Origin of the sequence: Blastopirellula sp. J2-11 (assembly GCF_024584705.1) — a bacterium.
Lineage (GTDB): Bacteria > Planctomycetota > Planctomycetia > Pirellulales > Pirellulaceae > Blastopirellula.
On the sequence record NZ_CP097384.1, the window covers coordinates 2,393,789 to 2,416,552 of the forward strand.

At 56.2% G+C, this 22,764-nt stretch carries 19 protein-coding genes and 1 pseudogene; 14 read left to right on the top strand and 6 right to left on the bottom strand.

All coding sequences use genetic code 11. The features are described from left to right. The first annotated feature begins 70 nt into the window (after window positions 1-70). Window positions 71-415 carry a hypothetical protein gene (locus tag M4951_RS09810; protein WP_262026305.1) on the top strand — a complete coding sequence of 115 codons (345 nt, stop codon included), beginning with the start codon at window positions 71-73 and terminating at the stop codon, window positions 413-415. 48 nt (window positions 416-463) lie between these two features. Here the strand turns inward: M4951_RS09810 and M4951_RS09815 are convergent, their stop codons facing one another. Beyond that, entirely contained in the window at window positions 464-1,213 is a 750-nt protein-coding gene (locus M4951_RS09815; RefSeq protein ID WP_262026306.1) for a TIGR00266 family protein, read from the bottom strand. 329 nt (window positions 1,214-1,542) lie between these two features. On the opposite strand from M4951_RS09815, the gene dapF reads away from it, so the two are divergent. From dapF to M4951_RS09855, 8 genes are all read left to right on the top strand, one after another. Continuing rightward, entirely contained in the window at window positions 1,543-2,394 is an 852-nt protein-coding gene (gene dapF, locus M4951_RS09820; RefSeq protein WP_262026307.1) for a diaminopimelate epimerase, read from the top strand. A 40-nt stretch (window positions 2,395-2,434) separates the two neighbouring features. After that, on the top strand, window positions 2,435-3,268 hold the full coding sequence (locus M4951_RS09825) for a lysophospholipid acyltransferase family protein (RefSeq protein WP_262026308.1): 834 nt from the start codon (window positions 2,435-2,437) through the stop codon (window positions 3,266-3,268). Window positions 3,269-3,942: 674 nt separating this feature from the next. Beyond that, entirely contained in the window at window positions 3,943-4,557 is a 615-nt protein-coding gene (locus M4951_RS09830; protein ID WP_262026309.1) for a flavin reductase family protein, read from the top strand. Window positions 4,558-4,875: 318 nt separating this feature from the next. Beyond that, window positions 4,876-5,943: a serine hydrolase domain-containing protein gene (locus tag M4951_RS09835; protein ID WP_262026310.1), complete on the top strand. Its 1,068-nt coding sequence runs from the start codon at window positions 4,876-4,878 to the stop codon at window positions 5,941-5,943. Between the two features lie 386 nt (window positions 5,944-6,329). Next, window positions 6,330-6,911 carry an ECF-type sigma factor gene (locus M4951_RS09840; RefSeq protein ID WP_262026311.1) on the top strand — a complete coding sequence of 194 codons (582 nt, stop codon included), beginning with the start codon at window positions 6,330-6,332 and terminating at the stop codon, window positions 6,909-6,911. Continuing rightward, complete coding sequence (locus M4951_RS09845; protein WP_262026312.1) at window positions 6,898-10,104, top strand: protein kinase domain-containing protein; 3,207 nt, start codon at window positions 6,898-6,900, stop codon at window positions 10,102-10,104. Before M4951_RS09840 ends, M4951_RS09845 begins: the two co-directional genes overlap by 14 nt. Window positions 10,105-10,594: 490 nt before the next feature. Continuing rightward, the gene (locus tag M4951_RS09850) at window positions 10,595-11,629 is read left to right on the top strand and encodes a DUF1559 domain-containing protein (protein WP_262026313.1); all 1,035 of its coding nucleotides are present in this window, start codon (window positions 10,595-10,597) and stop codon (window positions 11,627-11,629) included. Between the two features lie 79 nt (window positions 11,630-11,708). Further along, window positions 11,709-12,167, top strand: a complete 459-nt coding sequence (locus M4951_RS09855; RefSeq protein WP_262026314.1) for a carboxypeptidase-like regulatory domain-containing protein — start codon at window positions 11,709-11,711, stop codon at window positions 12,165-12,167. A gap of 15 nt (window positions 12,168-12,182) precedes the next feature. Here the strand turns inward: M4951_RS09855 and M4951_RS09860 are convergent, their stop codons facing one another. Together M4951_RS09860 and M4951_RS09865 are read right to left on the bottom strand one after the other, a co-directional pair. Continuing rightward, entirely contained in the window at window positions 12,183-12,620 is a 438-nt protein-coding gene (locus tag M4951_RS09860; RefSeq protein WP_262026315.1) for a carboxypeptidase-like regulatory domain-containing protein, read from the bottom strand. A 22-nt stretch (window positions 12,621-12,642) separates the two neighbouring features. Then, window positions 12,643-13,677: a DUF1559 domain-containing protein gene (locus M4951_RS09865; protein WP_262026316.1), complete on the bottom strand. Its 1,035-nt coding sequence runs from the start codon at window positions 13,675-13,677 to the stop codon at window positions 12,643-12,645. A 236-nt stretch (window positions 13,678-13,913) separates the two neighbouring features. Here M4951_RS09865 and M4951_RS09870 point away from each other — a divergent pair. Continuing rightward, window positions 13,914-14,197: pseudogene (locus M4951_RS09870) on the top strand (exodeoxyribonuclease VII large subunit). A gap of 504 nt (window positions 14,198-14,701) precedes the next feature. On the opposite strand, the gene M4951_RS09875 reads toward M4951_RS09870, so the two are convergent. Then, entirely contained in the window at window positions 14,702-15,694 is a 993-nt protein-coding gene (locus tag M4951_RS09875; protein ID WP_262026317.1) for a DUF1559 domain-containing protein, read from the bottom strand. Window positions 15,695-16,304: 610 nt separating this feature from the next. Between M4951_RS09875 and xseA the strand changes: the two genes are divergently transcribed. The 4 genes from xseA to dxs all read left to right on the top strand — a co-directional run bounded on the left by xseA (window position 16,305) and on the right by dxs (window position 20,821). Then, complete coding sequence (xseA, locus tag M4951_RS09880; RefSeq protein ID WP_262026318.1) at window positions 16,305-17,558, top strand: exodeoxyribonuclease VII large subunit; 1,254 nt, start codon at window positions 16,305-16,307, stop codon at window positions 17,556-17,558. Further along, entirely contained in the window at window positions 17,558-17,917 is a 360-nt protein-coding gene (gene xseB / locus M4951_RS09885) for an exodeoxyribonuclease VII small subunit (protein WP_262026319.1), read from the top strand. Before xseA ends, xseB begins: the two co-directional genes overlap by 1 nt. Before the next feature lie 82 nt (window positions 17,918-17,999). Further along, the gene (locus tag M4951_RS09890; protein WP_262026320.1) at window positions 18,000-18,896 is read left to right on the top strand and encodes a polyprenyl synthetase family protein; all 897 of its coding nucleotides are present in this window, start codon (window positions 18,000-18,002) and stop codon (window positions 18,894-18,896) included. Window positions 18,897-18,901: 5 nt separating this feature from the next. Beyond that, entirely contained in the window at window positions 18,902-20,821 is a 1,920-nt protein-coding gene (gene dxs / locus M4951_RS09895) for a 1-deoxy-D-xylulose-5-phosphate synthase (protein WP_262026321.1), read from the top strand. Between the two features lie 97 nt (window positions 20,822-20,918). Here dxs and M4951_RS09900 read toward each other — a convergent pair whose 3' ends face one another. Then, complete coding sequence (locus M4951_RS09900) at window positions 20,919-21,317, bottom strand: carboxypeptidase-like regulatory domain-containing protein (RefSeq protein ID WP_262026322.1); 399 nt, start codon at window positions 21,315-21,317, stop codon at window positions 20,919-20,921. Between the two features lie 101 nt (window positions 21,318-21,418). Continuing rightward, complete coding sequence (locus M4951_RS09905) at window positions 21,419-22,351, bottom strand: DUF1559 domain-containing protein (protein WP_262026323.1); 933 nt, start codon at window positions 22,349-22,351, stop codon at window positions 21,419-21,421. Between the last annotated feature and the right edge of the window lie 413 nt (window positions 22,352-22,764).

Below are 22,764 nucleotides of genomic sequence, written 5' to 3' on the forward strand. Positions count from 1 at the left end.
CGCCGTCGATAAGAACTCGCATTGGCGGGGATCTTGCGATCCCCGACTCCTTCTGACTAAGGAGATGACGATGAGCATTGGGCCCACGGGAGCCGCCATCATCAGTTCGCTGGCCGCATCGCCGCTTGCGCAAAACGCGTCGAGCGAAGTCGATCAAAACCGCCAGGCGACCAACAATCAGGCTCGTAAAGCCGATTCCGACCAAAAAGCGGTCAAAGCCTCCGGTGTCGGCGACCCAGAGGAGAGCCAGGAAGCCGGAGATCGCGATGCCGACGGCCGCCGTCTCTGGGAGATCCAGGACGAAGCCGAAGAGCTGCTCGCCGAAACCGAGTACTCCGACGACGAACCGCCGAAGAATCCCAAAGGACTCGACCCATCAGGCCAAACCGGCGGCGTTCTCGATATCAGCGGCTAGCCGCTGGATGGCGCATTTCTTCAAAACACAGGCGCCCAACTGACGGGGTTACCCTTTTCCACCGGCGCGAGCCAAAATGTGGTTCGCCATTCGCGAGAACGGCAGACTTTGCATCATGACCGTGCCGTGACCGCTTAGCTTCGCCAGGTAAAGTCCTTCGCCGCCGAGCAGCATCGACTTCAGGTTGCCGGCGCGCTCAATGTCGTAGTCGATCCCTTGCGTGAACGCGACCAGGCTGCCTGCTTCGACAAGCAGAGTTTCCCCTTCCAACTGGCGCGTGATGATCGCACCACAGGCATGCAGGAACGCGTTGCCGTCTCCGGTCAGGTGTTGCAGGATGAAACCTTCACCCCCAAAAAAGCCGGCGCCCAGACGTTTCTGAAACGCAATATCCAACCGTGTTCCCATCGCCGCACAGAGGAACGAATCCTTTTGGCAGGTAAGCGTCCCTCCCATGTCCGACAATTCGATCGGCAAAATCTTGCCGGGATACGGCGCTCCAAACGCGACGTGGCGCTTGGTCGACGCCTCGTTGGTGAAGTGTCCCATAAACAGCGAGTTGCCGCTGACCATCCGCTTGCCGGCGCTAAACAATTTGCCCATGAGTCCTTGATCAGGATCGCTGCCGTCTCCCATCTTGGTCGAGAATGTAATCCCTTCCTGCATGTAGTTCATCGCGCCCGCTTCTGCGATGACGGTCTCGCCTGGATCGAGTTCGATCTCGACCAACTGCATATCGTCGCCGATGATGTGATAGTCAACGTCATGCGAATGTTGCTGAAGGACGGTTAGGGACATGATCGTGTTCTCGAGTTCGTGAAGGAAGCAAGTTTGAACGGTCTATCCGGGCGTTTCGCCTTTTCAGCGACGCGCGGAATACCCACTTCATCTACCTTGCAAAACGCCCGCTTTCAAACCAGTCGTCCGATTATTCCGCAGGTAAGGAAAGTGCGGTCGCAAGCTAGGGCCGGAGAGAAAAGGGGGTCAGACCCCAATTTCGCCGCGAAATTGGGGTCTGACCCCCTTTTCTCGTTTTTGACTGTTGCGAACCCGGCGTACCCTCTGGGGGCTCTAATCGATAAAATAGGGGATGTATGTCCTCCAACTCTCCCCGCTGGAATGAGTGAATGCGCTTCACCAAGATGCACGGTATCGGTAACGACTACGTCTACGTCAACTGCTTTGCCGAACAGTTGCCGGCTGCGCCAGAGACGATCGCGCCTTTGGTCTCGGATCGCCATTTTGGGATCGGCGGCGATGGGTTGATCTTGATCACGCCGTCGGAGGTTGCCGACGCGCGGATGCGGATGTTCAACGCCGACGGCAGCGAATCCGAGATGTGCGGCAACGGGCTCCGCTGCGTCGCCAAGTATGTGTTCGATCATGACATCGCGAAAAAAGAGACGTTGAAGTTAGAAACCGGCGCCGGCGTCCTGACCGTGCAGATCGAAGCCGAAAACGGCTTGGCTCGCCAGGTTCGCGTGAATATGGGCCCGCCGATCTTGGACGGCAAAAAGATTCCGACCATCTTTGACTGTGACCCCGTCGTCAACCAAAAGATCGAGATCGCCGGGCAATCGTTTGACGTAACCTGCGTTTCGATGGGAAATCCTCATTGCGTGATCTTTGTCGAAAAAGCGACCGACGAGCTGGTGTTGAAAATCGGCCCTCAGATCGAGCGTTCGACCTATTTCCCAGCTCGCGTGAATGTGGAGTTTGTCGAAGTCGTCTCGCCGACCGAAGTTCGCCAGCGCACTTGGGAGCGAGGTTCCGGCGAAACGCTAGCATGCGGCACTGGCGCCTCGGCCGTATGCGTAGCTGGCGTACTTACGGGAAGAACGGAGCGGAAAATTTTGAACCATCTGCTTGGGGGCGACCTGCAATTGGAGTGGAACGAAGCCGATCATTGCGTGTATAAGACCGGTGGAGCGACGGAGGTTTTTACCGGCGAGTGGATGTTGCCGGCGTCGCTCCCATAGTCGGATCCGCTTGCCGCGGATCGCGAGATAGGAAGCTCGCATGGCGCTTGATAATCGTTGGCTGTTAAGACTGGGCGGCTTCGCGCTGCATGAGACGATCCGGCATTGGCTCGATACGATCGACCTGCGCGTCGCTTATCATGATCCGCAATTGGATCCGGCTCATCCGTTGAATGATCGCCCTCGCATCTATATCTTCTGGCACGAGTACATCAGCTTTCCGCTCTATTTGCGTCCCTTTTGCAACATCGCGATGCTGCTCAGCAAACATCGTGACGCCGAGTGGCTCGCCCACACCGCGACGATGATGGGCTTTGACACCGTCCGCGGTTCGTCCCAGCGCGGCGGCGCGACCGCGCTGTTAGAACTGCTCGAAAAATCAAAAAGCATGCACTTGGCGATCACGCCGGATGGCCCGCGTGGTCCACGTCGTCGTTTAGCGCCAGGCGCGATCTATCTAGCGTCACGACTCGGCTTGCCGCTGATCCCGATGGGTTTTGGTTTTGATCGCCCGAAGCGTGCCAAGACCTGGGACCAATTCGCGATCCCGCGCCTCTTCTCGCGCGGCCGCGGCTTGATGGGCCCCGGCATTACGATTCCGCCGAATCAAACCCGCGACCAACTAGAGCAGCATCGCCAACGGGTCGAACGCATCCTGAACCAAATCACCACCGTCGCCGAAGATTGGGCCGAGTCAGGTTTACGTCTCGAAGGGGAAGTTCCCGCCCAACCACGCAGCGTCCCGCTGGCCGGTCATCGCGAAGCGGCGCTGCATGATCCCTTTTGGATCGCCGCCGCCGCCGGAACGATCGACCTGAGCGAAGCAAATTTGTTTCCCCCGGCACAGGTTGCCGAGATTCGCAAAGCTGCCTAAATCGCGCAGGCAGGACCGGACTGGACCGGACCGCATCATTTTTTTCTGGGCGAGCGTGTGGACCGGACCGCTCCGTTTTTTTTGTAGTCCGACGTGCATGTGGGAAATACGGCCTCTATTTCCAATAAAGACCACTTTACGGGTGTTTGTGTCAAATGCGACATGCGGGGTTCGAACTTCGTGATCAGTTTCACAATGTGGACTGGACCGCAACGTTTTTTTTCTGAGCGGAACATGGGACAGGACCGTTCGTCCGGAATGCCTAATGACGAAGGACCCATGTCTATTGAGGGAGACTTCCAGCATCGATCTTCATTCAGACTCTCCCAGACCTGAACGCATGGGGTGAAAATGTGAAAACTGCTTGACGAGGAAGACAGTCGCTACGGCTGAACCAGTTGGATTGGACTGCGATTTTGCGGTGCGTTTATCTGCGCAGTTGAGGAGCCAGAGCTGGAGGGTTGAACCGCCGCGGGACGATCTCAGCAGCACTCCATAATCAACCACGAATCCGTGCGTTCTATCAAGCGACAATCTTCGCCGGGGGGGATCCGACTCATCTCGTGGCCAATTTTGTGCCGAGTTTCGTCAGACCCAAACCAGACCCACTATGCTGGAGAGAGAATCCAGCAAATCGCGGCAGAGAGAGGCCGCCCCGCCGAGGAAAAGTATTGATGAGCGACTACTACTATTACGAACCGCAGCAGGGGCATGGCTTGCCGCACAATCCGATGAACGCGATCATCGCGCCACGGCCGATCGGTTGGATCTCCAGCATCGATAGGCAAGGAAAAGTGAACCTGGCGCCGTACAGTTTCTTCAACGCGTTCTGCTACGACCCGCCGATCATCGGCTTCTCCAGCGGCGGCCCGAAGGACAGCCAGCGGAACATCGCAGAGACCGGCGAATTCGTCTTTAACCTGGTCACCAAAAAGCACGCCGCGGCGATGAACCAAACGTCGTTCCCGTTCGAGCATGGGATCAACGAGTTCGAGCAGACCGGCCTCACCATGTCACCGTCGCGGCTCGTCCAACCGCCGCGCGTCGCCGACACGCCGGTCGCGTTCGAGTGCAAACTGCTGCAGATGTTGCCGCTGAAAGATCTGGAAGGAAACCCAACGCCCAACACGGTGATCTTTGGCCAAGTCGTCGCCGTTCATATTGACAAAGCATTCTTGAAAGAGGGCCTGTTCGACATCACCGCGGCCGGCACGGTGGGACGCTGCGGTTATCTGGCCGATTATGTGGAGGTGAAGGAACTGTTTCAGATGGAGCGGCCAGGGGAATGATTGATGGCATCGCGCTGTCAACCGCGCGGCTGCGTCTGCAGGCGAAGATTGGGTTGGCTGGCGGCGCCGTCGTGATCACTGATGTGTTATTTTTTACGGAGGTCAGCAGGTACAGGATTCGCTGAATCAATGCGGAATGACCTACGCGATCACGTAGGTTCTCCTTGACTTCGCACCGGTGCGAAATGAGGCCTCGAAGTTCGCTTCCATTGAGTAATCACTATGAAATTGTTCCCGTGGCTCCCCGTTTTCCTCGTGCAACTTCTGCCGATCACTGCCTGGGCAGGGTTGCCCGCAGCAAGCTTCGAGGAAGTGCAAATGCGGAGCGAACTCGGCGCCAAGATCGAGTCGGAAGTTCAGGAGGCCCTTCAAGCGGACAAGATGCCCGGCTGCGTCGTGGCGATCGCCCGGCAGGGGAAGGTCGTCTATCTCCAAGCGTTTGGCAATCGGCGGATTGAGCCTTCCGTCGAACCGATGAAGGTGGATACGGTGTTCGACATGGCTTCGCTCACCAAACCGATCGTCACGGCCACCAGCATCATGCAACTTGTGGAAGCGGGGAAGGTCGACCTGGATGCGCCGGTGGTGCAGTATCTTCCCGAATTCCGTGGAGAAGGAAAGGAGACGATCACCGTACGGCAACTGATGATCCACGTCAGCGGTCTGACTCCGGACAATGCGCTGCGCGACTACGATCACGGCTGGTCGGAGGCCTACGCGAAGATCTGCAATTTGTCGCTCCTTTCAGAGCCGGGCAAGCAGTTTCGCTATTCGGATGTCGGTTTTCTGCTGCTGGGAGAAATCGTGAAGCGAGCATCCGCGCAGCCGTTGGACGAATATGCGCGGCAGCATATTTTCCAACCGTTGGGGATGAACGAAACCGGCTTCAATCCTTCTGCGGCACTGCAAGATCGAGCCGTCACTACTACCCAGGTTGAAGACGTGTGGCTCCAGGGCATCGTCCACGATCCGCGTGCTCGCCGCTGTGGTGGAGTGGCCGGTCATGCCGGGCTATTCAGTACGGCCGAGGATCTTCTGGTCTACGCCCAGGCGATGCTTGACGCCCGGTCTGAGGTCGGCGCCCTTTTGCAGCCCCATACCCTGGCCACGATGACCAAGGCTTACGATGCGGCCGGCAATGTCCGCGGGCTGGGCTGGGATAAGCGAAGCGCCTATTCCCGGAATCGTGGAAAAACGATGAGTGACGCCGCCTACGGTCACGGCGGGTTCACCGGGACTTCGCTCTGGATCGATCCCCAGCTTGACTTGGTGGTCCTCTTCCTGTCGAACCGCGTCCATCCCAACGGGAAAGGATCTGTCAACGATTTGGCGGGAACGATCGGTACGCTGGCGGCCGACGCGTGTCTTGCTGATCCAGCGCCGTGATTGAAAAACAGTTATTTGATCTGCCTTGGGCTGTAGTCCTCGAAGCGCTAAGTGCCTGGGCTCCGAATCGCGGGGTAGACTTGAGGAATTACACCCTCAAGTGCGCTGATCGCAGTCGAGCTGGTATAATATTTTTTCGGAAAAAGCGATAACTGCCCGGTAAATGGGAGAGCCAGTTAAGAGTCTGTGAACTTCTTGACCTTAGGGAAGCGTTACAAGTTAATTAGGTAAGTCACTTCGCGTTGTCGAAAACCGGATCCTCGGGGACTGCCTTTCCCAAAAAAAGGGGGGCGTCTGAGCCGTTACGTTTTGACGTTTTTTATGATTGGCGTTTTGCCGAAAAAAGGGGGGAGTAGAGATCCCTGCCTTTGTCTTCAATCAAGTCCATGAGCGAATCCCAATCCATCTTGACGGACGAGCGCCTCGCGATGTTGCTGGAAACAGCGTCGACGGATGCGAATGTTACCGATGAGATGATCGCGTTGATTTATGGCCGGCTGCGAAAATTGGCCCATGGTTTGTTGTCGCGAGAATCCCCTGGCCAGTCATTACAGACTACCGATCTGGTTCACGAATTCTATCTTCGCTTCGCCGATGACCAGACGAAGTGGGAAAATCGGGGGCATCTTTTTGGTTCTGCGGCACGGTCGATGCGTCAGATCCTTGTCAATCGAGCGACCCGTCGGAAGCGGCTCAAACGTGGAGGGGGCCAGAGAAACCTGGACATCGATTTAGAAACGCTGGCAATAAGTCACCCCGATGATTTGCTTGTGGATTTAGACCTTGCGCTCCAACGCCTTGCCGAGGCGGCTCCGCGGAAGGCCGAGATGGTCGACTTGCGTTGGTTCGGCGGGTTGAGCATTGAAGAAATCGCGGTGGCGCTTTCCTTATCCACAGCGACAGTCAAGCGCGATCTTCGATTCGCGCGGAGTTGGCTCTATCGGGAAATCTGTGATGCCAGCAAGTGATTCGCAACAGCTTGATTTTGTCCAGCAAATTTTCGACCAGGTGATTGATCTCCAGGGGAACGAGCGTCAGCAGCGTCTCGATGAACTTTGTCGCAATGATTCGGCGCTTCGCCAAACGATTACAGAGCTTTTAGCGGCTGAAGATGTCTCGGAGCATCTGTTCGACAGTTCCATCTTTTCCAGAAGCAAGCCTACCTCGATCAGCGAGATTGAGATTGCTGGGTACAAACTGCTAGAGGAGATCAGTTGCGGTGGACAGGGGGTCGTTTATCGGGCTTTGCAACTGGGAACGCGGCGCGAAGTTGCGATTAAATTTTTGCTACCGCGTGAATCTTGGGATATCTCCGCAGCACGTTTGCGATTTCAACGGGAAGTCGACATTGTCTGCAGCTTGAATCATCCAGGAATTGTGCCGGTGTTTGACAGCGGCGTAGCCGATGGTCGGCATTACTACGTGATGGACTATGTGCGTGGACAGCATCTCGACCGCCATGTTCAAACTGAAAAACTAACCGTGCCCGAGATTCTTGGCTTGATGGCTCGAGTTTGCGAAACGGTCGGCCATGCGCACCAACGCGGGGTGATTCATCGTGACTTAAAGCCCGGAAATATCTTGGTAGACGAAACGGGGCGACCGCGGATTTTGGATTTTGGGCTCTCGCGCGTCACCAACGTTGGCCCGGTGGCCGACAGTTCGGCACGGTTGTCTTTGGCGGGGCAATTGCTAGGAACGCTCGGGTACATGGGGCCGGAGCATATTTGCGGACAACCGGAAGAGGTGGATATCCGCAGTGACGTATTCGCCTTGGGCGTGATTCTCTACGAATTGCTGGCGGAAGAATTGCCGTTTGATCTATCGGGGACCTTTGTCGAGAATCTGACGACGATCAAGAACTGCGTCGCCCGCCCGTTAAAGCGGCGCGGTCGTTCGATCAATCGTGAAGTGGAAACGATTACGTTGAAGGCGCTGAGCTCCGAGAAAAGCCGCCGATATCAAAACGGCTCGGCGATGGCGACAGATATTCAACGCTACCTGGACGGAAAAGCGATCGAGGCGCGGCGCGATAGCACGATTTACGTGTTGCAGAAAACGCTTCAGATGCATTGGCCGGCCTCGCTTACGGCGCTGGCGGTCTTGCTGTGTCTGGTCTGCGGTTTGTTGATTTATCGGACGCAAAACGAACGTTTGCTGCGTCTACAAGAGGCGAACGAGCAGTATCTTTATGACGTTGAGATGGAGCTTGCAGGGCTTGCCGGCATGGGGCCTGGCGGAACGAGACAGATCGAGAAAATCAGGTCGGAATGGAGCGACAGCGAAAAGTCGCCGGATCGCCGGCGCTGGGAATGGTACTACTTAAATTCAGATGAGATTGAATCGCTGCAAGTCCGTTCTGGCCATCGAAAACAGGTTTGGGCGCTGGCGGTGCAATCGGGCGGCGAACGGCTTGCTTCGGGCGGAATGGATGGCGTCATTCGACTGTGGAGCATCGGTGACGACGGACGCTTAGCGGACCTGTCGACGCAATTCGAGCATCCAGGAGGAGTCACCACCCTGCAGTTTCATCCCCAAGGAAATCTGCTCGCTTCCGCCGGAAAAAACAACGCTGTTCAGATCTTCGACTTGGAAGCGAACAGGATTGTCAGTCGATTGGATCACCCTCAAGTGGTCACCGGCCTAGCGTGGAGTCCGGATGGACGCCGCCTGGTGACGGTTTGCGAAGACGGAGTTGCAAGACTCTGGAGGCTGGGAACGGCTACGGAATCCGTGACGCTCGTCAACATGGATCGTCCTCTTAAAGATGTGCAATGGTGCGGTGATGGACGACGCGTTGCGGTCGCCTCCTCCGACGGACTCGTGGAGATCTGGGATGTCAACGAGCAACGCCGAGAGGTCCGTATTCAAGCGCATGTCGCCACCTTGGTCTCGGTCAACTGGAATCCTGACGGAACGCTAGTAGCGACAACGAGCGATGATGCGACGACGAGAATATGGAATGCGGAAAGCGGAGACCTGTTCGCTGTTTTGGCGGATCACTCGCTCGGCGTGACCGACGCGGTTTGGAGTGGAGACGGCAAACGGCTCGCGACCTGCAGTCGAGATGCGACTATCTGCGTCTACCGCTTAGAGAAAAAGCGATTGCTGCTGGAAACAATCTTGCGCGGTCATACCGATGAAGTTCTTTCCTTGGAATGGGGAGGTGATGGTAAGCGTCTTTTTTCGGCAGGTTGGGATCAATCCATTCGCACTTGGAATCTGGATGCTCGCGAAGAACGATCCTGGTCTCAAATGTTGGACGAATCGATCCTTATCATTCGCTGGGATCATTCTGGCAAGCGGTTTTTGACAATTGGCGAATACTCCACTTTGCTGCTCTGGACGCTTGATCAACCTGATCATCCGCTGCCGGTTCTACATAACTTATCGCAAGTTAACGGGGCATGTTGGAGCCCTGATAATCAGCTGGTCGCAATTTGCGGTATTCGTGATGGTCGCGGAGCCGTGGAGATCCGGAATCTGTCCGACGCTGAATTAGTGGCCGAGTTTCGAACCGCCGAACAGGAGGTCATCGATATCGCCTGGCGGCCGACCGGAGGTCAGATTGCGGCGTGCGGTCCGCATGGGATGATCAAGGTGTGGAGCACCGACACATGGCGCCAGACCTACCAAAACGCTTCGTCACCCGACGGCCCCGAAATTCGAATGGTCGACTGGAATTCGGCCGGGACGAGGCTCGCGACAGCCGGACCTTATGGATTTGAAGTGCGTAATGCGGGCTCCTTTGACGTGTTGTGGCAGAAATCGCTGGACGCTGGCCTGGCCATCAACGGCCTAAAGTTCAGTCCCGACGGTAACTGCCTGGCTACGGTGCGAAGTGATGCGGAAGGGACGCTTTGGGATAGCGAATCAGGAGAACGATTAACCAATCTGATTGGGCATGGACTTCTGATTTACAATATCTGCTGGCATCCTGATTCGACGCGATTGGCTACGAGCAGTCGTGACGGCTCGGTAAGAATTTGGAATGCAAACACTGGTCGTGAAGTTCACCGATTTCTTATCAAACCTGTAGGGCGCGCCCGCGGCCTTGACTGGTCGCCCGATGGTTATCGCCTTGCGATCTCGAATTCCGTTTCTCATTACGGCGTTCTCCGAATTTTCGACGCAGAATCGGGATATCGCCAACAGGATTGATCGAAGCTACGCGTCAAATTTAGATCGTCTTTGAGGGGGCGGCGTATCGCTAACCTGTTTCTGAGTAACAGGTTATCAGTTCTTGTGTCCCTGTTGTTCAAAAGGGAACCGCTTATTGCCTTGGAAATCGCCCAGCCGGGGCTTTGTTAACCTTGGATGAAGCTCTGCTTTTCGGTGATCTCTTTCCGTCCCGAAAATTGCATGTCTTATTGCGTGGAGAAAAGGCATTGCCCGTCTACGGCTCGCTCCTCAACAAACAGGTAGGTTCGCGGTTCCGGCTCCTAAGGGGGGCGGCGCTCCTTTTCTCGACGCACTGAAATGAAACTGCACCGGCTTGTCGCCATCGCGATCGCCCCAGCAAACGTCACTAGGAGCGGAATTTTTGCTCCTGCCTAGCGTGAAAACTCCACTTCGGGCAATTGGACGGCATGGCGAATTCAAGGCATTGTCCGGTTCCGATTTTCCATTTTTTCCACAAGGCCCCGTACTCATGTCCCAATCAGCATTATCTCGTCGCGGCTTTACTCTTGTTGAATTGTTGGTGGTCATCGCCATCATCGGCGCTTTGATTGCTTTGCTGCTGCCTGCCGTCCAGCAGGCGCGTGAAGCGGCGCGCCGGATGTCATGCACGAACCAACTGCGGCAAATCGGTCTGGCGATGCACAACTATCATGACACTTACGGCAAGTTGCCGCCGCGCAACGGCGGTACGCAAGCGAACTCTTACCGTCTGAGCGGCTGGGTTGGCTTGTTGCCGTTTATCGAACAACCAGCGTTGTATGAACAGATCGCCAGCGGCAACGGGACGCATGCCTCGTTCGGTCCGCGACCTTGGGATAACTTTGCTCCATTTCGCACGCAAATCGCGATGTTGCTGTGTCCTTCAGAGCCCGCTGATCCGATCGACAGTGACAACATCGGCAGCTCGAATTACTGCTTTTCGATCGGCGATTGCTCACGCTACACCGACAGCGAAGTCGAGTCGCGAGGGATTTTCTCGCGATATCACTATTGCGGCTTCAACCGAATCACCGATGGTCTAAGCAATACGGTCATGATGGGCGAAAAAGCATTGGGGACCCCCGGTCTGCGACGTATCATCGGCGGCATCGCCGTCACCGGCACGCCCTGGACGGGCGATCAGGATGACATCAATCCCGGCGTTTGCATGGCCCTGCGCGGCGTCAGCGGAGAATATCAGTCTGGTACGACGATGCTTGACCGCAACGGTCGTCGTTGGGTGGACGGCACTGTCAATTTCCAAGGGTTCTCGACCATTCTGCCCCCAAATGCCCCCAGTTGCAGTCGTTCTGGTTCGGACTGGAAAGAAAGCATTATCTCTGCATCCAGCCATCATCCAGGCGGGGTAAACACGCTCATGGCCGACGGTTCGGTCACCTTTATCCAGGAAACGATCGACACAGGCGACCTATCGAGTGTGGCGCCACAGCAAGGCGGAAGTTCCCCGTATGGCGTGTGGGGAGCCTTGGGGTCCAAGTCAGGCGGCGAAGTCACCGGCTTGTAGCGTTTAACCAGTTTTGGTGAAAGCTGTGGAGCGGTCGTGCGGACCTGCCATGATTTTTTCTCACAATGGATACCAGGACATGAAGTGTAACCCGCGTAATTTCCTGATCAGTTTGACGATCTTATTGTTAATGGGCTGCACCGGCGGCACGCTTCAAGAGGGCGCTGCCAAGACAACGGTCTGGGTGACGCTGGATGACGATCCTGTCGAAGCGGCGGCTGTGGTCTTTACGCCGGCCAGCCAAGGCCGCTCCGCGTCGGGCATGACCGACGAGAATGGGCGATGCGAAATGGGAACCTCAAACTACGGAGATGGCGTCTTCCCCGGCGTTTACCAGGTGACCGTTAGCAAATCGATTGATGATCCCGACTCGGTCGCGGAAGTTTCGGAAGAGTATGACGGACGTGGGATTCCGCCTTCCGCGAAGCAGATTTACCTAGTGCCCAAGAAGTACATCAGCCCGACGACGTCGGGTCTGACGGTGACCGTGCAGGAAGGGAAGGAGAATAAGGTCGAACTGGAACTCCATAGCAAGTAGTTTGCCAGTGCTCCGCTACTTCGATTTCAGGTCGAAGTCGATTTCGTTTCGTTTGTCTTCGACTGTCGCCGTCAATTCGGTTTTGCGATTGTAGCGAGCCGGCAGCATTTCCATGTCGGCTTCGCTCCTGCCGGCGAATTCTCCTTGCTTGCCGGTCGAGGGTTTGTTCTTGGTGATGAAGACCTGGTTCTCGCCCAACTTGGCGCCAGCGCGACGTGCGGCGTAGTAAAGCTCGTACTTGCCGTTCTCGTCTGTGAAGCCGCTTCCTGAACTTCCGGTCTCGGGAGGAACGAAGGAAATTTGCGCATCCGGCAGCGGTTGCCCATCCAGAGTCACCATTCCCGAAACGGGTTTGTATTCAGGATCAATCGGTTCGCCGCCGCATCCCAAGGTGAGCGCCAGCAAGCCCACGGTCGGCAAGCATCCCAGCCAGCATCGAAAAGGAATCTGCATGATGTTTTCTCGGAGCGGATGGTTAGGGAAGCGTGACAGGTTGACCATCAGCACGGTGCAAGAGATAGTCGAACACGCACTCACCCCCAAGGGCCGGCCACGTTTGGACTTTATGCTCGATCGTCTCAGGCAAGAATCTTACCGAGCCGTCTCCCAAGGCGAAGTTGGCGCCGCCGGGATGTTGGCTGCTGAACGAGCGACGCGAATAGTCGTAGGTTGCTCCGTTCGCTTCATTGATGTGTGCGCGAGCGCTCGCCAGCGCACCGGTGTGAACCCAGTTCGCGGTCGAATCTGCGGATTGGTCATAGATGGAGCTCGCCCCCGCCCACGTCGCGGCGCCGGCCACGACTTGCGTGCCGTTGTTCGCTTTCAGAACCCAGGCGCGTTCGCCAAAAAAGATCGTGTTCGAGAGTCCATCCACGATGTCGGCGAACCGCAGCGGCGGGTGTTTTAGGTATGAATATTCTCCGACCGGAACTAGCGTGCCGGTGCCGTAATTGCGGTCCCAACGCGGTAGGTTGCGGTGCCCTGAGTTGCCCACGTAAGAACTGGAAGCGGCCGGCACGCCGGTACCGCCTGTGACGGGGAGTAGTCCGCGAATGTTCTTGCTATCTTCGTCGCAACCAACATTCAAGTCGGGCATGGTCGAGCTGGGGCAGCGATAGCCGGTGATCGGAGTCTGAATCAAGGCCAGCTTGTTGGCGTCATTGATCGCCGCTCGCAAGTGATTCGCGGTGTCTTGCAAATCATTGAGTTCCAGTTGCTCGTACATCGCGTTCTGTTCGATGAAGGGAAGCAGAAACGCTCCCCAGCCCCAATGCGCCGACAAATCAGGTATTCCAGTCCCATCGCCGCGCTGGGTTCCCTGCACGATGTTGCCGTAGGTGCTTTCAAAGTTGTGCGTCGCCAACATGATTTGTTTCAAATTGTTGGTGCACTGCATTCGCCGAGCCGCTTCGCGTGCTTGTTGCACCGCCGGCAACAACAGGGCGATCAAAACGCCGATGATCGCGATCACGACCAGCAATTCAACCAGAGTAAAACCTCTGCGAGACATGATGGGTCTTTCCTGTAGGGGTGGAGAAGCGGGCTAATCGCCGAGCGGCGGGGCAATCAATGCCTGTAAGTATATTACCAGATAAATCAGGCTTGTAATTCGACTTTGTGCAGGAATGACGTCGCTCAGTCTTCTGGGGCATCGCACTCGCCTGCTGAACTGTTTCGCAAGATCTGTTACCCTAGCCGTTTACGAATTTCTTCCCTCACAAGCCCCCATTCCACCACACGCGCCGCATGGATGTTGACGTTCCCTCGTGGGAAGCTGCTGGAGAGAAGCCGCCCATTTTGACGGTGGCGCAGTTGACGGCGCTGATTAAAGGGACGCTGGAGACGGCGTTTCCGGCGGTTTGGGTCAGCGGTGAGATCTCGAATCTCGCGCAGCCGCGGTCTGGGCATTTTATCTGACGCTCAAAGATGACGCGGCCCAGATTCGCGCGGTGATGTGGAAAGGGACGGCCTCAAAACTCCACATTGATCTGGAAGATGGGCGGCAGCAGGTGATCTGCCGCGGCGTTTAGGATGTACAGCAAAGCATGATTCTATCAATCTACTCTTCGTCAGCAGTACACAATGCGATGCGGGCAGGAGCTTTACTTTTCAATCGTGAAGTCTTGCGTAGCGGATTCCCTAGGAAGGTCGACACGCATTTCATGATTCATGAATAGTTCTTCCCCAAGGGGATTGTGTTCAGTGACATTCTCTCCGGTATACCCCTCGATACGCACCATATGCGGCCCTCCTACTGTTCCTTTTCGGTATGGGGTTTCATAGGCGCCATCACGAATTTTAGCGGATGTCATAGGCCCCGAATTTGACTTGGAGCCATCTGGTTCGAAATAAATGGTGCCAGCAGGAAGTGGGCTCCCTTGATAGGTGACCTCCCCAGACAGCGAATATCTTTCTGGGCCATCAGAATTTGGTCCCATGCAACCAAGTGAAAGGATGAAAAATCCTGCCGCACAAAGGAGCTTAAGGCATATGTTCATGTGGATCAACTATTCGGAGGTGAGTATCGGCTGAAACTACAGGGCGCCAAATCCACTGACTGGTTCACTGTCGTTGCGTTTGGCCAAATTGCGATGGGTTGTAATATCGACGTTCTCGCTAAGGAAGTGGACTGACGCATCAGCCATTGCCATGTGACATCCACCGGGGTGCCAGCTGCCAACTGTGCCTGGCATTTCAACCCACATGTGAACATTGGGGTCGAGGGGGTTATCTCCCGAATTTGGCTGAAATGTGCAGGCGACAATGTTTACCATCAATGATGAATTGCCGCCGATGCGCGCCGATGAAGACCATGCAGCTGTTTCGCAGCAAAAATCAGGCTGAAAAAGGTACTTGCTCTCTCCGATCAAATAGACATTTGTCGTGCCGTCAGTGATGCTCGCAAACTTCGTTTTTGAGTTCAGGTAGAGAATGCCTTCGTTGTAGTTCAGTCGCGTACCGTCCATCGTGCATGGGTAGTCGGTACCATTGCGGTTGCTCGGAAGCGGACCGCCGCCCATCACGCCCATGTAGTTGTTTGTCAGGCTATCGGCTCCAGCGAGTGGATCTGATGCGCAGTGAAAAGCTCCGACCGAAGTTGTTTGCACTGCAAAGTTATCATTTAGCGTTCCGCAGCTTGGGTTGGTATTTGTGTAGTCATCGTTGAAACCCCAGTAAAACTGCTGCGAAAAGTCAAATTGGTCGTGCAGTGCGCTTTGCTCAATGAATGGAAGGATCAAAACGGTCCACGGCGCCATTCCGTCCTGGCATTGGGTGCCGTCGGGCGTGCAATCGTCCGTCGATCCGCTTTTATTCATGTTGCCCGGAGGAAACGCTTTGAACGTATCGTGGTAGTTGTGCAACGCAAGACCTAACTGCTTCATGTTGTTGTTGCAACTAATTCGTCTCGCCGCTTCTCGCGCTTGTTGCACTGCAGGTAGCAGCAGAGCAACCAGTACTCCGATGATTGCAATCACCACCAGCAATTCTACCAGCGTAAAGCCACGTCGAAATGATTTAGAAGTCACTAGTAGATCTCCAATTTATAAACAAATGAAATGTTGTTGTTCCAATTTGAATGATTTAAATTCAAACATTTGTAATTGAAAATTATGCGGTGCAGAAAGACGAGAGGGTTGCTGATTGAATGTGGCGTTCTATCGCAAAAGATGGAATTGCGCTTTTGTAGTACTTTCAACTACCATTGTTGTAGGTTGAGATTATGCCCATAGGAGTGGCGTTGCGTCTATCCCTGTGATCCGGCCATCGTCAAAATTCGCACAATATTAACGCATCATGTGATCTCTCTTTGGATGCGTTTTGGTTCCGAAGGTGATTGGGCAGTAAATCGCGATCGCGGCCAGTGGATTCGATCAGGCCGAAGTCTCTGCGCAGAATGTGCACTAACGCGAAGTCGGGTATGAGGTGCGAAAGATAAAACGGGGTGGAATGATATCTAAGGGTTGAGTGTGGGCGTCTTTTTTTAAATTCTCGCTTTAAAGATTCTTTAAAATGAAAGATTTGGTTATGCGTTGGGGCGAGCGATCCGCCTGCTGAAATATTTCGTAAAATCTGCTAACTTAGGTGATTGAAAATACTTCGATTCGCACGACTTCCTCATTCCACCACACGCGCCGCATGGATGTTGACGTTCCCTCGTGGGAAGCTGCTGGAGAGAAGCCGCCCGTTTTGACCGTGGCGCAGTTGACGGCGCTGATTAAAGGGACGCTGGAGACGGCGTTTCCGGCGGTTTGGGTCAGCGGCGAGATCTCGAATCTCGCGCAGCCTCGCTCGGGACATATCTATCTGACCCTCAAGGATGACGCGGCCCAGATTCGCGCGGTGATGTGGAAAGGGACGGCGTCGAAGCTGCAGTTTGATTTGGAAGATGGGCAGCAGGTGATCTGCCGCGGCGATCTGGACGTTTATGCGCCGCGCGGCAGTTATCAACTAGTGATCCGCCAGATCGAGCCGCAAGGAGTCGGCGCGTTACAACTGGCCCTGCAGAAGTTGCAGCAGAAGTTGGCGGCCGAAGGGCTGTTTGATCCCGGTTTGAAGCGTCCCCTCCCCCGCTTCCCGCGGCGGATTGTAGTGGTGACCAGTCCGACCGGCGCTGCGATTCGCGACTTTTTAGAAGTGATCCGCCGGCGGTGGCGCGGCGCCGATGTGCTGGTGATCCCGACACGCGTACAAGGCGCCGGAGCCGCGGCCGAAATTGCCGCCGCGATCAAGAAGGCGGCCAAGCTGCGTCCCCGGGCCGATGTCTTGGTCGCTACTCGCGGCGGCGGCAGCATCGAAGATCTGTGGTGCTTTAACGAAGAGCCGGTCGTTCGCGCGATCGCCGAGTGCCAGATTCCGGTGATCTCGGCCGTGGGACACGAGATCGACGTGACGCTGAGCGATCTGGCGGCCGACGTGCGCGCATTGACTCCCAGCGAAGCGGCCGAGCTCTGCGTTCCTTCGCAAAACGAAGTGAGCGATGCGCTCGACAACTATCGGGTGCGGCTCTCGCAGTCGCTTCGCCAACGCGCTCAAATGGCGCGACGCCGGCTGGATGCGTTGGCCGAACGGCGCGCCTTTCTTAAGCCGTTCTCATTGGTCCACGATGCGCAGCGTTTGTTAGACGGCTGGGACGAGCGGTTGTTGGCGGCGATGCGGCGGCAATTACAAACCGGCGAACAGCGCGTCCGCCAGACGACGGCGCGGCTCGAGGCGTTGTCGCCGTTGGCCGTGTTGGCTCGCGGATACAGCGTGACCCGCAACTTAGACGGCGGCGTATTAAAGAAGGCCGAGGATGTCGCGGTGGGCGACGAGATTGAAACGATCTTACCAGCGGGGCGACTGACCAGTCGCGTCGAGTCGGTCAGTTCCGAGAAGAAGAAAGCAGAATAATGGCGAAAAAGAAGACGAGCAGCGAAGCGGCCGAGGCGCCTGCTTTTGAAGAAGAGTTGGCGACGCTGGAAACGCTGGTTCGCCGGCTGGAGTCAGGCGAAGCGGGGCTGGAAGAGTCGCTAAAGCTGTACGAACAGGGAGTCGGCAAGCTGAAATCCTGCTACGGCTTGCTTCAACGGGCCGAACGCAAAATCGAGGTCCTCTCTGGGTTCAATGCCGACGGAGAGCCCGTGACCGCAGATTTTGACGAAGGGGAGACGACTTTGGCCGAAAAAGCGGAGTCGCGGACCAAGCGTCGCGGCGGCAAGGCCCGCACCGATGAGGGAGACGAGATAGACGAAGGGCCAAGACTTTTTTAAGATACCTTTATCGCTTTGAACGAAATAGTTTACGGCGTGATGACGCACTTCGCGCCCCTCCAGATGAGTACGACTGCCTGACATGATGTCTGCCTCGCTCGCTACGCTGCACGAATACTCGGCCACCTTGCGAGATGAGGTCGATCAGGCTCTTGACCGCTACTGCGGCTTTGGCGACGGTTGCCCCGAGCGGCTGGAAGCGGCGATACGCTATAGCCTTCTAGCGCCCGGCAAGCGATTACGGCCTTTGCTAACGTTAATGGCCGCCGAGACTTGCGGTTCTAATAGAGTCAAGGCGATGCCGGCCGCTTGTGCGGTGGAAATGATCCATGCATATTCGCTGATCCATGACGATCTGCCGGCGATGGACGACGATGATTTGCGTCGCGGTCGGCCGACTTGTCACAAGGCGTTTGACGAAGCGACCGCGATTTTGGCGGGAGACGCGCTGTTGGCGAGAGCCTTGGAGATTGTCGCAGATGGTTACCAAGACCCTGTCGTCGCGGCTCGATCATGCCGAGAATTGGCGAAAGCGGCCGGAGCGACAGCCCTGGTGGGTGGTCAGGCGGACGATTTAAACGAACAATTTGGAAGCGGTGACGTGGAGATGTTGAAAGCGATCCACCGCCGGAAGACGGGCGCGATGATTTGCGTCTCGCTCCGGTTGGGCGCGATCGCCGCCGGAGCGGGTGACCAGCAAGTCGCCCAATTAAACTTGTATGGAGAGCAAATCGGTCTGGCTTTTCAGATTGTGGATGATTTGCTCGACTATGCAGGAGACGAAGCGGCGCTCGGCAAACGCGTTGGCAAAGACGCCCAGCGCGGAAAGTTGACCTACCCCGGACTGATCGGCGTCGAAGAAAGTCGCCGCCAGGCCGAATCGCTGATTGCAGGAGCCAAACAATCGCTGGTCGATTTTGGCGAGCGGGCCAACCACTTGGAAGCGTTGGCGCAATACATCTTGGAAAGGAACCACTAAAGGCGATGCACCAGATCCTTTCAAAAATCGAATCTCCCGCTGATCTCAGCAATCTCTCCAACGAACAATTGGAGCAGCTTTCCGCCGAGATTCGGGACGTGCTCTGCAGTTTAGTGGCCACCCGCACGGCCCACTTTGCGTCAAACCTGGGGGTGGTCGAGCTGTCGATCGCGCTTCATCGCACGTTTGACTTCAGCCGCGATCGGTTGATCTGGGACACCGGACATCAGATTTACCCGCACAAGTTGCTGACCGGCCGCTATGACGAGTTCGGCACGATCCGGACCACCGGCGGCTTGATGGGTTATCCCAACCCGGCCGAAAGCGACTACGACCTGTTTGTGACCGGCCACGCCGGATCGAGCGTCTCGACGATGCTAGGTCTGCGCAGCGGCGACGATTTGCAAGGCGAGAAAGATCGTCACGCCGTCGCAGTGATCGGCGACGGCGCATTCCCCTCGGGCATCGTCTTTGAAGCGCTGAACAACGCCGGCGGCATGAACGCCAACTTGCTGGTGGTTTTGAATGACAACAAGATGTCGATCTGCCCGCGGGTTGGCGGCGTGGCCGACTACTTTGACCGGCTGCGGATGAATCCGTTCTATACCGGCGTCAAAAGCGAAGTTCTTAAGATCCTGAATCATGTTCCGCTGTTGGGCGATCCGACCGAACGTTTGTTGGCCCAATGCAAAGAAGCGGTCAAAGCCGGACTGCACGGCGGCATGTTGTTTGAGGAACTCGGCTTCAGCTACATCGGCCCGATCGATGGTCACAACATCGGCCTGCTGCGCAAGTACATGGAGATGGTCAAAACCTTGCCGGGGCCGGTGCTATTGCACGTGGTGACCGAAAAGGGACACGGCTACCAACCGGCCGCCGCCGATCCGGTCTTCTTCCACACGCCGCCGGCGTTCATTGATGACAACGGCAAGGCGGTGCCGAAGAAGTCGGGCGGCCCGAAAGCGTACACCAACTACGCACGCGACGCGATTGCAGAGCAGATGCGCAAGTGCGACAAGGTGACCGTCATGACCGCGGCGATGTGCCAAGGAACGAAGATGGAGCCGGTTCGCGACGAGTTCCCGCATCGCTTTTTTGATACCGGCATTTGCGAATCGCACGCCGTTGCGTTCGCCGCCGGACAAGCGAAGACCGGGCTGCGTCCGATCGTTAACATTTACAGCACCTTCCTGCAGCGCAGTTTCGATCAGATCTTCCAAGAGGTCGCGCTGCAAGACTTACCGGTTGTTTTTACGATGGACCGCGCCGGTCTGACGGCGGCTGATGGTCCGACGCATCATGGCTCATACGACATCGGCTACATGCGGTTGTTCCCCAATATGATCGTCATGGCGCCAGGCGACGCCGAAGAGGTGGGCGAGATGCTCAACTTCGCACTGCTGCAAGATCATCCGTCGGCGATCCGCTATCCGAAAGCCAACGCCGAAACGGTCGAGCGCGATCGCACGCCGATGGAACTGGGCAAAGCCGAAGTGCTCTCGACCGGCGCCGATGGTACGGTCATTTGTTACGGCGCCCAACTGGCCGACGCCCAGCGCGGCGTCGAAACGCTCAAGAGCGAAGGCCTGGACGTCGGGCTGATCAACGCTCGCTTCTGCAAGCCGATTGATCGCGAGACGATTGTCGGCGCCGTGAAGACGTCGCCGTTTGTGGTGACCGTCGAAGAAGGCGCATTGATGACCGGCTTTGGCAGCGCCGTGTTGGAAGCGTGCACGGACGAAGGAGTCGACGCAAGCCGCGTCAAACGACTCGGCATCCCTGACACGTTCATCGATCACGGCGAACGCGAAGAACGTTTGGCCGAGATCGGTTTAACCGCCGAAGGGATCGCGCAAACTTGCCGCGAGATGGCGGCCAAGACGAGCGCCTTGCACGGCGATGATTCAATTTCTGCGGGGCTGTAGAAGCCGCACGCTGCGGAAACATCTCCATTAAAAGAGCCCATGCGACAGATCGCATGGGCTCTTTGTCTTTCCGGGTTGGGTTGGGCGATCTTCGCCGTTACTTCGCTCGATCGATCTGGAAGTCGATCGTGTTCGAGCCATTCTTTATTTCAGCTGCGAGCGGCGATTGGCCGATGGCGCCGTACTTGCCAGCTACCGGCGAGGCGCCTCCATAGCCTGAGCTGCCGGTAATCGTCACTTTGTATTTGCCTTGCGGTGCGCCATCCGACTCACCGAACGTTCCCAACTGGTAAGTTCCATCTTTTTGCAAATAGCCAATCGAGCTGGAGTTGCCCTCGACGGCGGCGAAGACGATCGTACCGCCGGGAACAGGCGTGCCGTCGCTAAAAGTAACGGTTCCTTGGACTTGCTCCATTCCGCTATCGCTAAAGCATCCGCTGATGCAGAGCGCAAGCAGCGAAGCCAGCAGAACATATTGTAAATTGGATCGAGACATGAATGTCACCTGAAGTTTACGTGGAGTGCGAGTCATCATCGCCGGCGTCGAAGTCGCTTCGTACGCCGGGGCGCGACGATGGGAAACTGCCGCTGCGACTCTTATTGGTCGTAGTTGTTCACGCGACCATCGCGGCGGTCAGCCATCAGCAAAGTAAACTCTGGGTTAACGTTCACGGCCACATTCTTGACGCTGCCGTCCCCCATTAGCATCTGGCTGATGCCGGGGTGAAGACTGCCAAAGCTCTTACGATAATCGGTATTATCATCGGTAATATCGGGACCACGCATCATGGGGAACTTCGAGTTGCGAATGATCATCCAAGTTTTCCAGTCGTCGATGTGCCAGTAGTACAACGTCCCGTCGCCGGCGTTGGCGTGGGCGTTGATCCGGCTGACCGGCACATACTTCTCACCCAGAATCGACGTGTTCGACAAACCGTCGGTGATGCTTGCGAACGACGTTTGCGATCTCCAGCCGACAAAACGCCCGCTGCCGTCCTCGGCTCCCCCCTTGGCCAAAATCAACGCGCTGTAGTGCAAGCTAGGCGTCGCATTGTCTCCATCGAGACGATCACAATCATCGCTGCTTTCTCGGTTACCGGTAATCGCATAGTCGGTCGCGGCGCCCAGCACCGAAATCGACGTTCCGCTGCGGCGGCTGGGGCACAGCAGCCCGGGGACCGCGGCCGCGTCGGAGTTGATAAACGTGTAGTTGTCACCGGTCGTCATCTTTTGCGTCAAATCGATCTGCTCGACGATGTTCTGCTGTTCCATGTACGGCATGATCAGTGGATAAAAACTGGCGTACTCATTGCCCAACGCAGCTGGCGGCAGATAGCCGAACGTGTCATGAAAGTTGTGGATCGTCAGACCCAACTGCTTCAGATGGTTGCTGCATTGCATCCGCCGAGCCGCTTCTCGCGCTTGTTGCACCGCCGGCAACAACAAGGCGATCAAGACGCCGATAATAGCGATCACGACCAACAGTTCGACCAGGGTAAAGCCCGACCGGTGATGAGCACGAAGTTTCATGGGACCAGCTCTCATGGAAGAGGAGAAATAGAAGAATGACGAGAGAATGCACGTTGTTCATCAAAACAGCGTGGAAAGGTATTCTATTGAGTGGGCCACTTGCTTCAAAGGCGTAAAACGTCCTCTTGGGTCAGGTTTACGGGGTTTACTTGCGCTGTTCTCAATTTGGGTGTGTTTTTTTGCGAATTGGCGGTCATTCCTACTACGGATGGTGTTTGTTGCATGCTTGTAGCGACGGATGGGATGGAGGATTAGGCCGTTGAAGAGAGCGGATGCTCACGATTCAGAGGAGTCATTCGACTTTGATTTGGATTGCCGCAAGGGGCTGGTGTTCGGGTTGTCCAGAATCTCCGGCCTTCATGCGACATTCCGATCTCGACATTCGTTATTCCCGACAATAAGCGGCTTGTTTC

Bases quoted from the DNA above. Each gene is read 5' to 3' on its own strand.
- M4951_RS09830 (WP_262026309.1), top strand. From the start codon at position 3,943: ATGAGCGACTACTACTATTACGAACCGCAGCAGGGGCATGGCTTGCCG.
- M4951_RS09840 (WP_262026311.1), top strand. From the start codon at position 6,330: ATGAGCGAATCCCAATCCATCTTGACGGACGAGCGCCTCGCGATGTTG.
- M4951_RS09850 (WP_262026313.1), top strand. From the start codon at position 10,595: ATGTCCCAATCAGCATTATCTCGTCGCGGCTTTACTCTTGTTGAATTG.
- xseA (WP_262026318.1), top strand. From the start codon at position 16,305: ATGGATGTTGACGTTCCCTCGTGGGAAGCTGCTGGAGAGAAGCCGCCC.
- M4951_RS09905 (WP_262026323.1), bottom strand. From the start codon at position 22,351: ATGAAACTTCGTGCTCATCACCGGTCGGGCTTTACCCTGGTCGAACTG.
- M4951_RS09890 (WP_262026320.1), top strand. From the start codon at position 18,000: ATGATGTCTGCCTCGCTCGCTACGCTGCACGAATACTCGGCCACCTTG.
- xseB (WP_262026319.1), top strand. From the start codon at position 17,558: ATGGCGAAAAAGAAGACGAGCAGCGAAGCGGCCGAGGCGCCTGCTTTT.
- M4951_RS09855 (WP_262026314.1), top strand. From the start codon at position 11,709: ATGAAGTGTAACCCGCGTAATTTCCTGATCAGTTTGACGATCTTATTG.
- M4951_RS09835 (WP_262026310.1), top strand. From the start codon at position 4,876: ATGCGGAGCGAACTCGGCGCCAAGATCGAGTCGGAAGTTCAGGAGGCC.
- M4951_RS09825 (WP_262026308.1), top strand. From the start codon at position 2,435: ATGGCGCTTGATAATCGTTGGCTGTTAAGACTGGGCGGCTTCGCGCTG.
- M4951_RS09865 (WP_262026316.1), bottom strand. From the start codon at position 13,677: ATGTCTCGCAGAGGTTTTACTCTGGTTGAATTGCTGGTCGTGATCGCG.
- M4951_RS09815 (WP_262026306.1), bottom strand. From the start codon at position 1,213: ATGTCCCTAACCGTCCTTCAGCAACATTCGCATGACGTTGACTATCAC.
- M4951_RS09900 (WP_262026322.1), bottom strand. From the start codon at position 21,317: ATGTCTCGATCCAATTTACAATATGTTCTGCTGGCTTCGCTGCTTGCG.
- dapF (WP_262026307.1), top strand. From the start codon at position 1,543: ATGCGCTTCACCAAGATGCACGGTATCGGTAACGACTACGTCTACGTC.
- M4951_RS09810 (WP_262026305.1), top strand. From the start codon at position 71: ATGAGCATTGGGCCCACGGGAGCCGCCATCATCAGTTCGCTGGCCGCA.
- M4951_RS09860 (WP_262026315.1), bottom strand. From the start codon at position 12,620: ATGCAGATTCCTTTTCGATGCTGGCTGGGATGCTTGCCGACCGTGGGC.
- M4951_RS09845 (WP_262026312.1), top strand. From the start codon at position 6,898: ATGCCAGCAAGTGATTCGCAACAGCTTGATTTTGTCCAGCAAATTTTC.
- dxs (WP_262026321.1), top strand. From the start codon at position 18,902: ATGCACCAGATCCTTTCAAAAATCGAATCTCCCGCTGATCTCAGCAAT.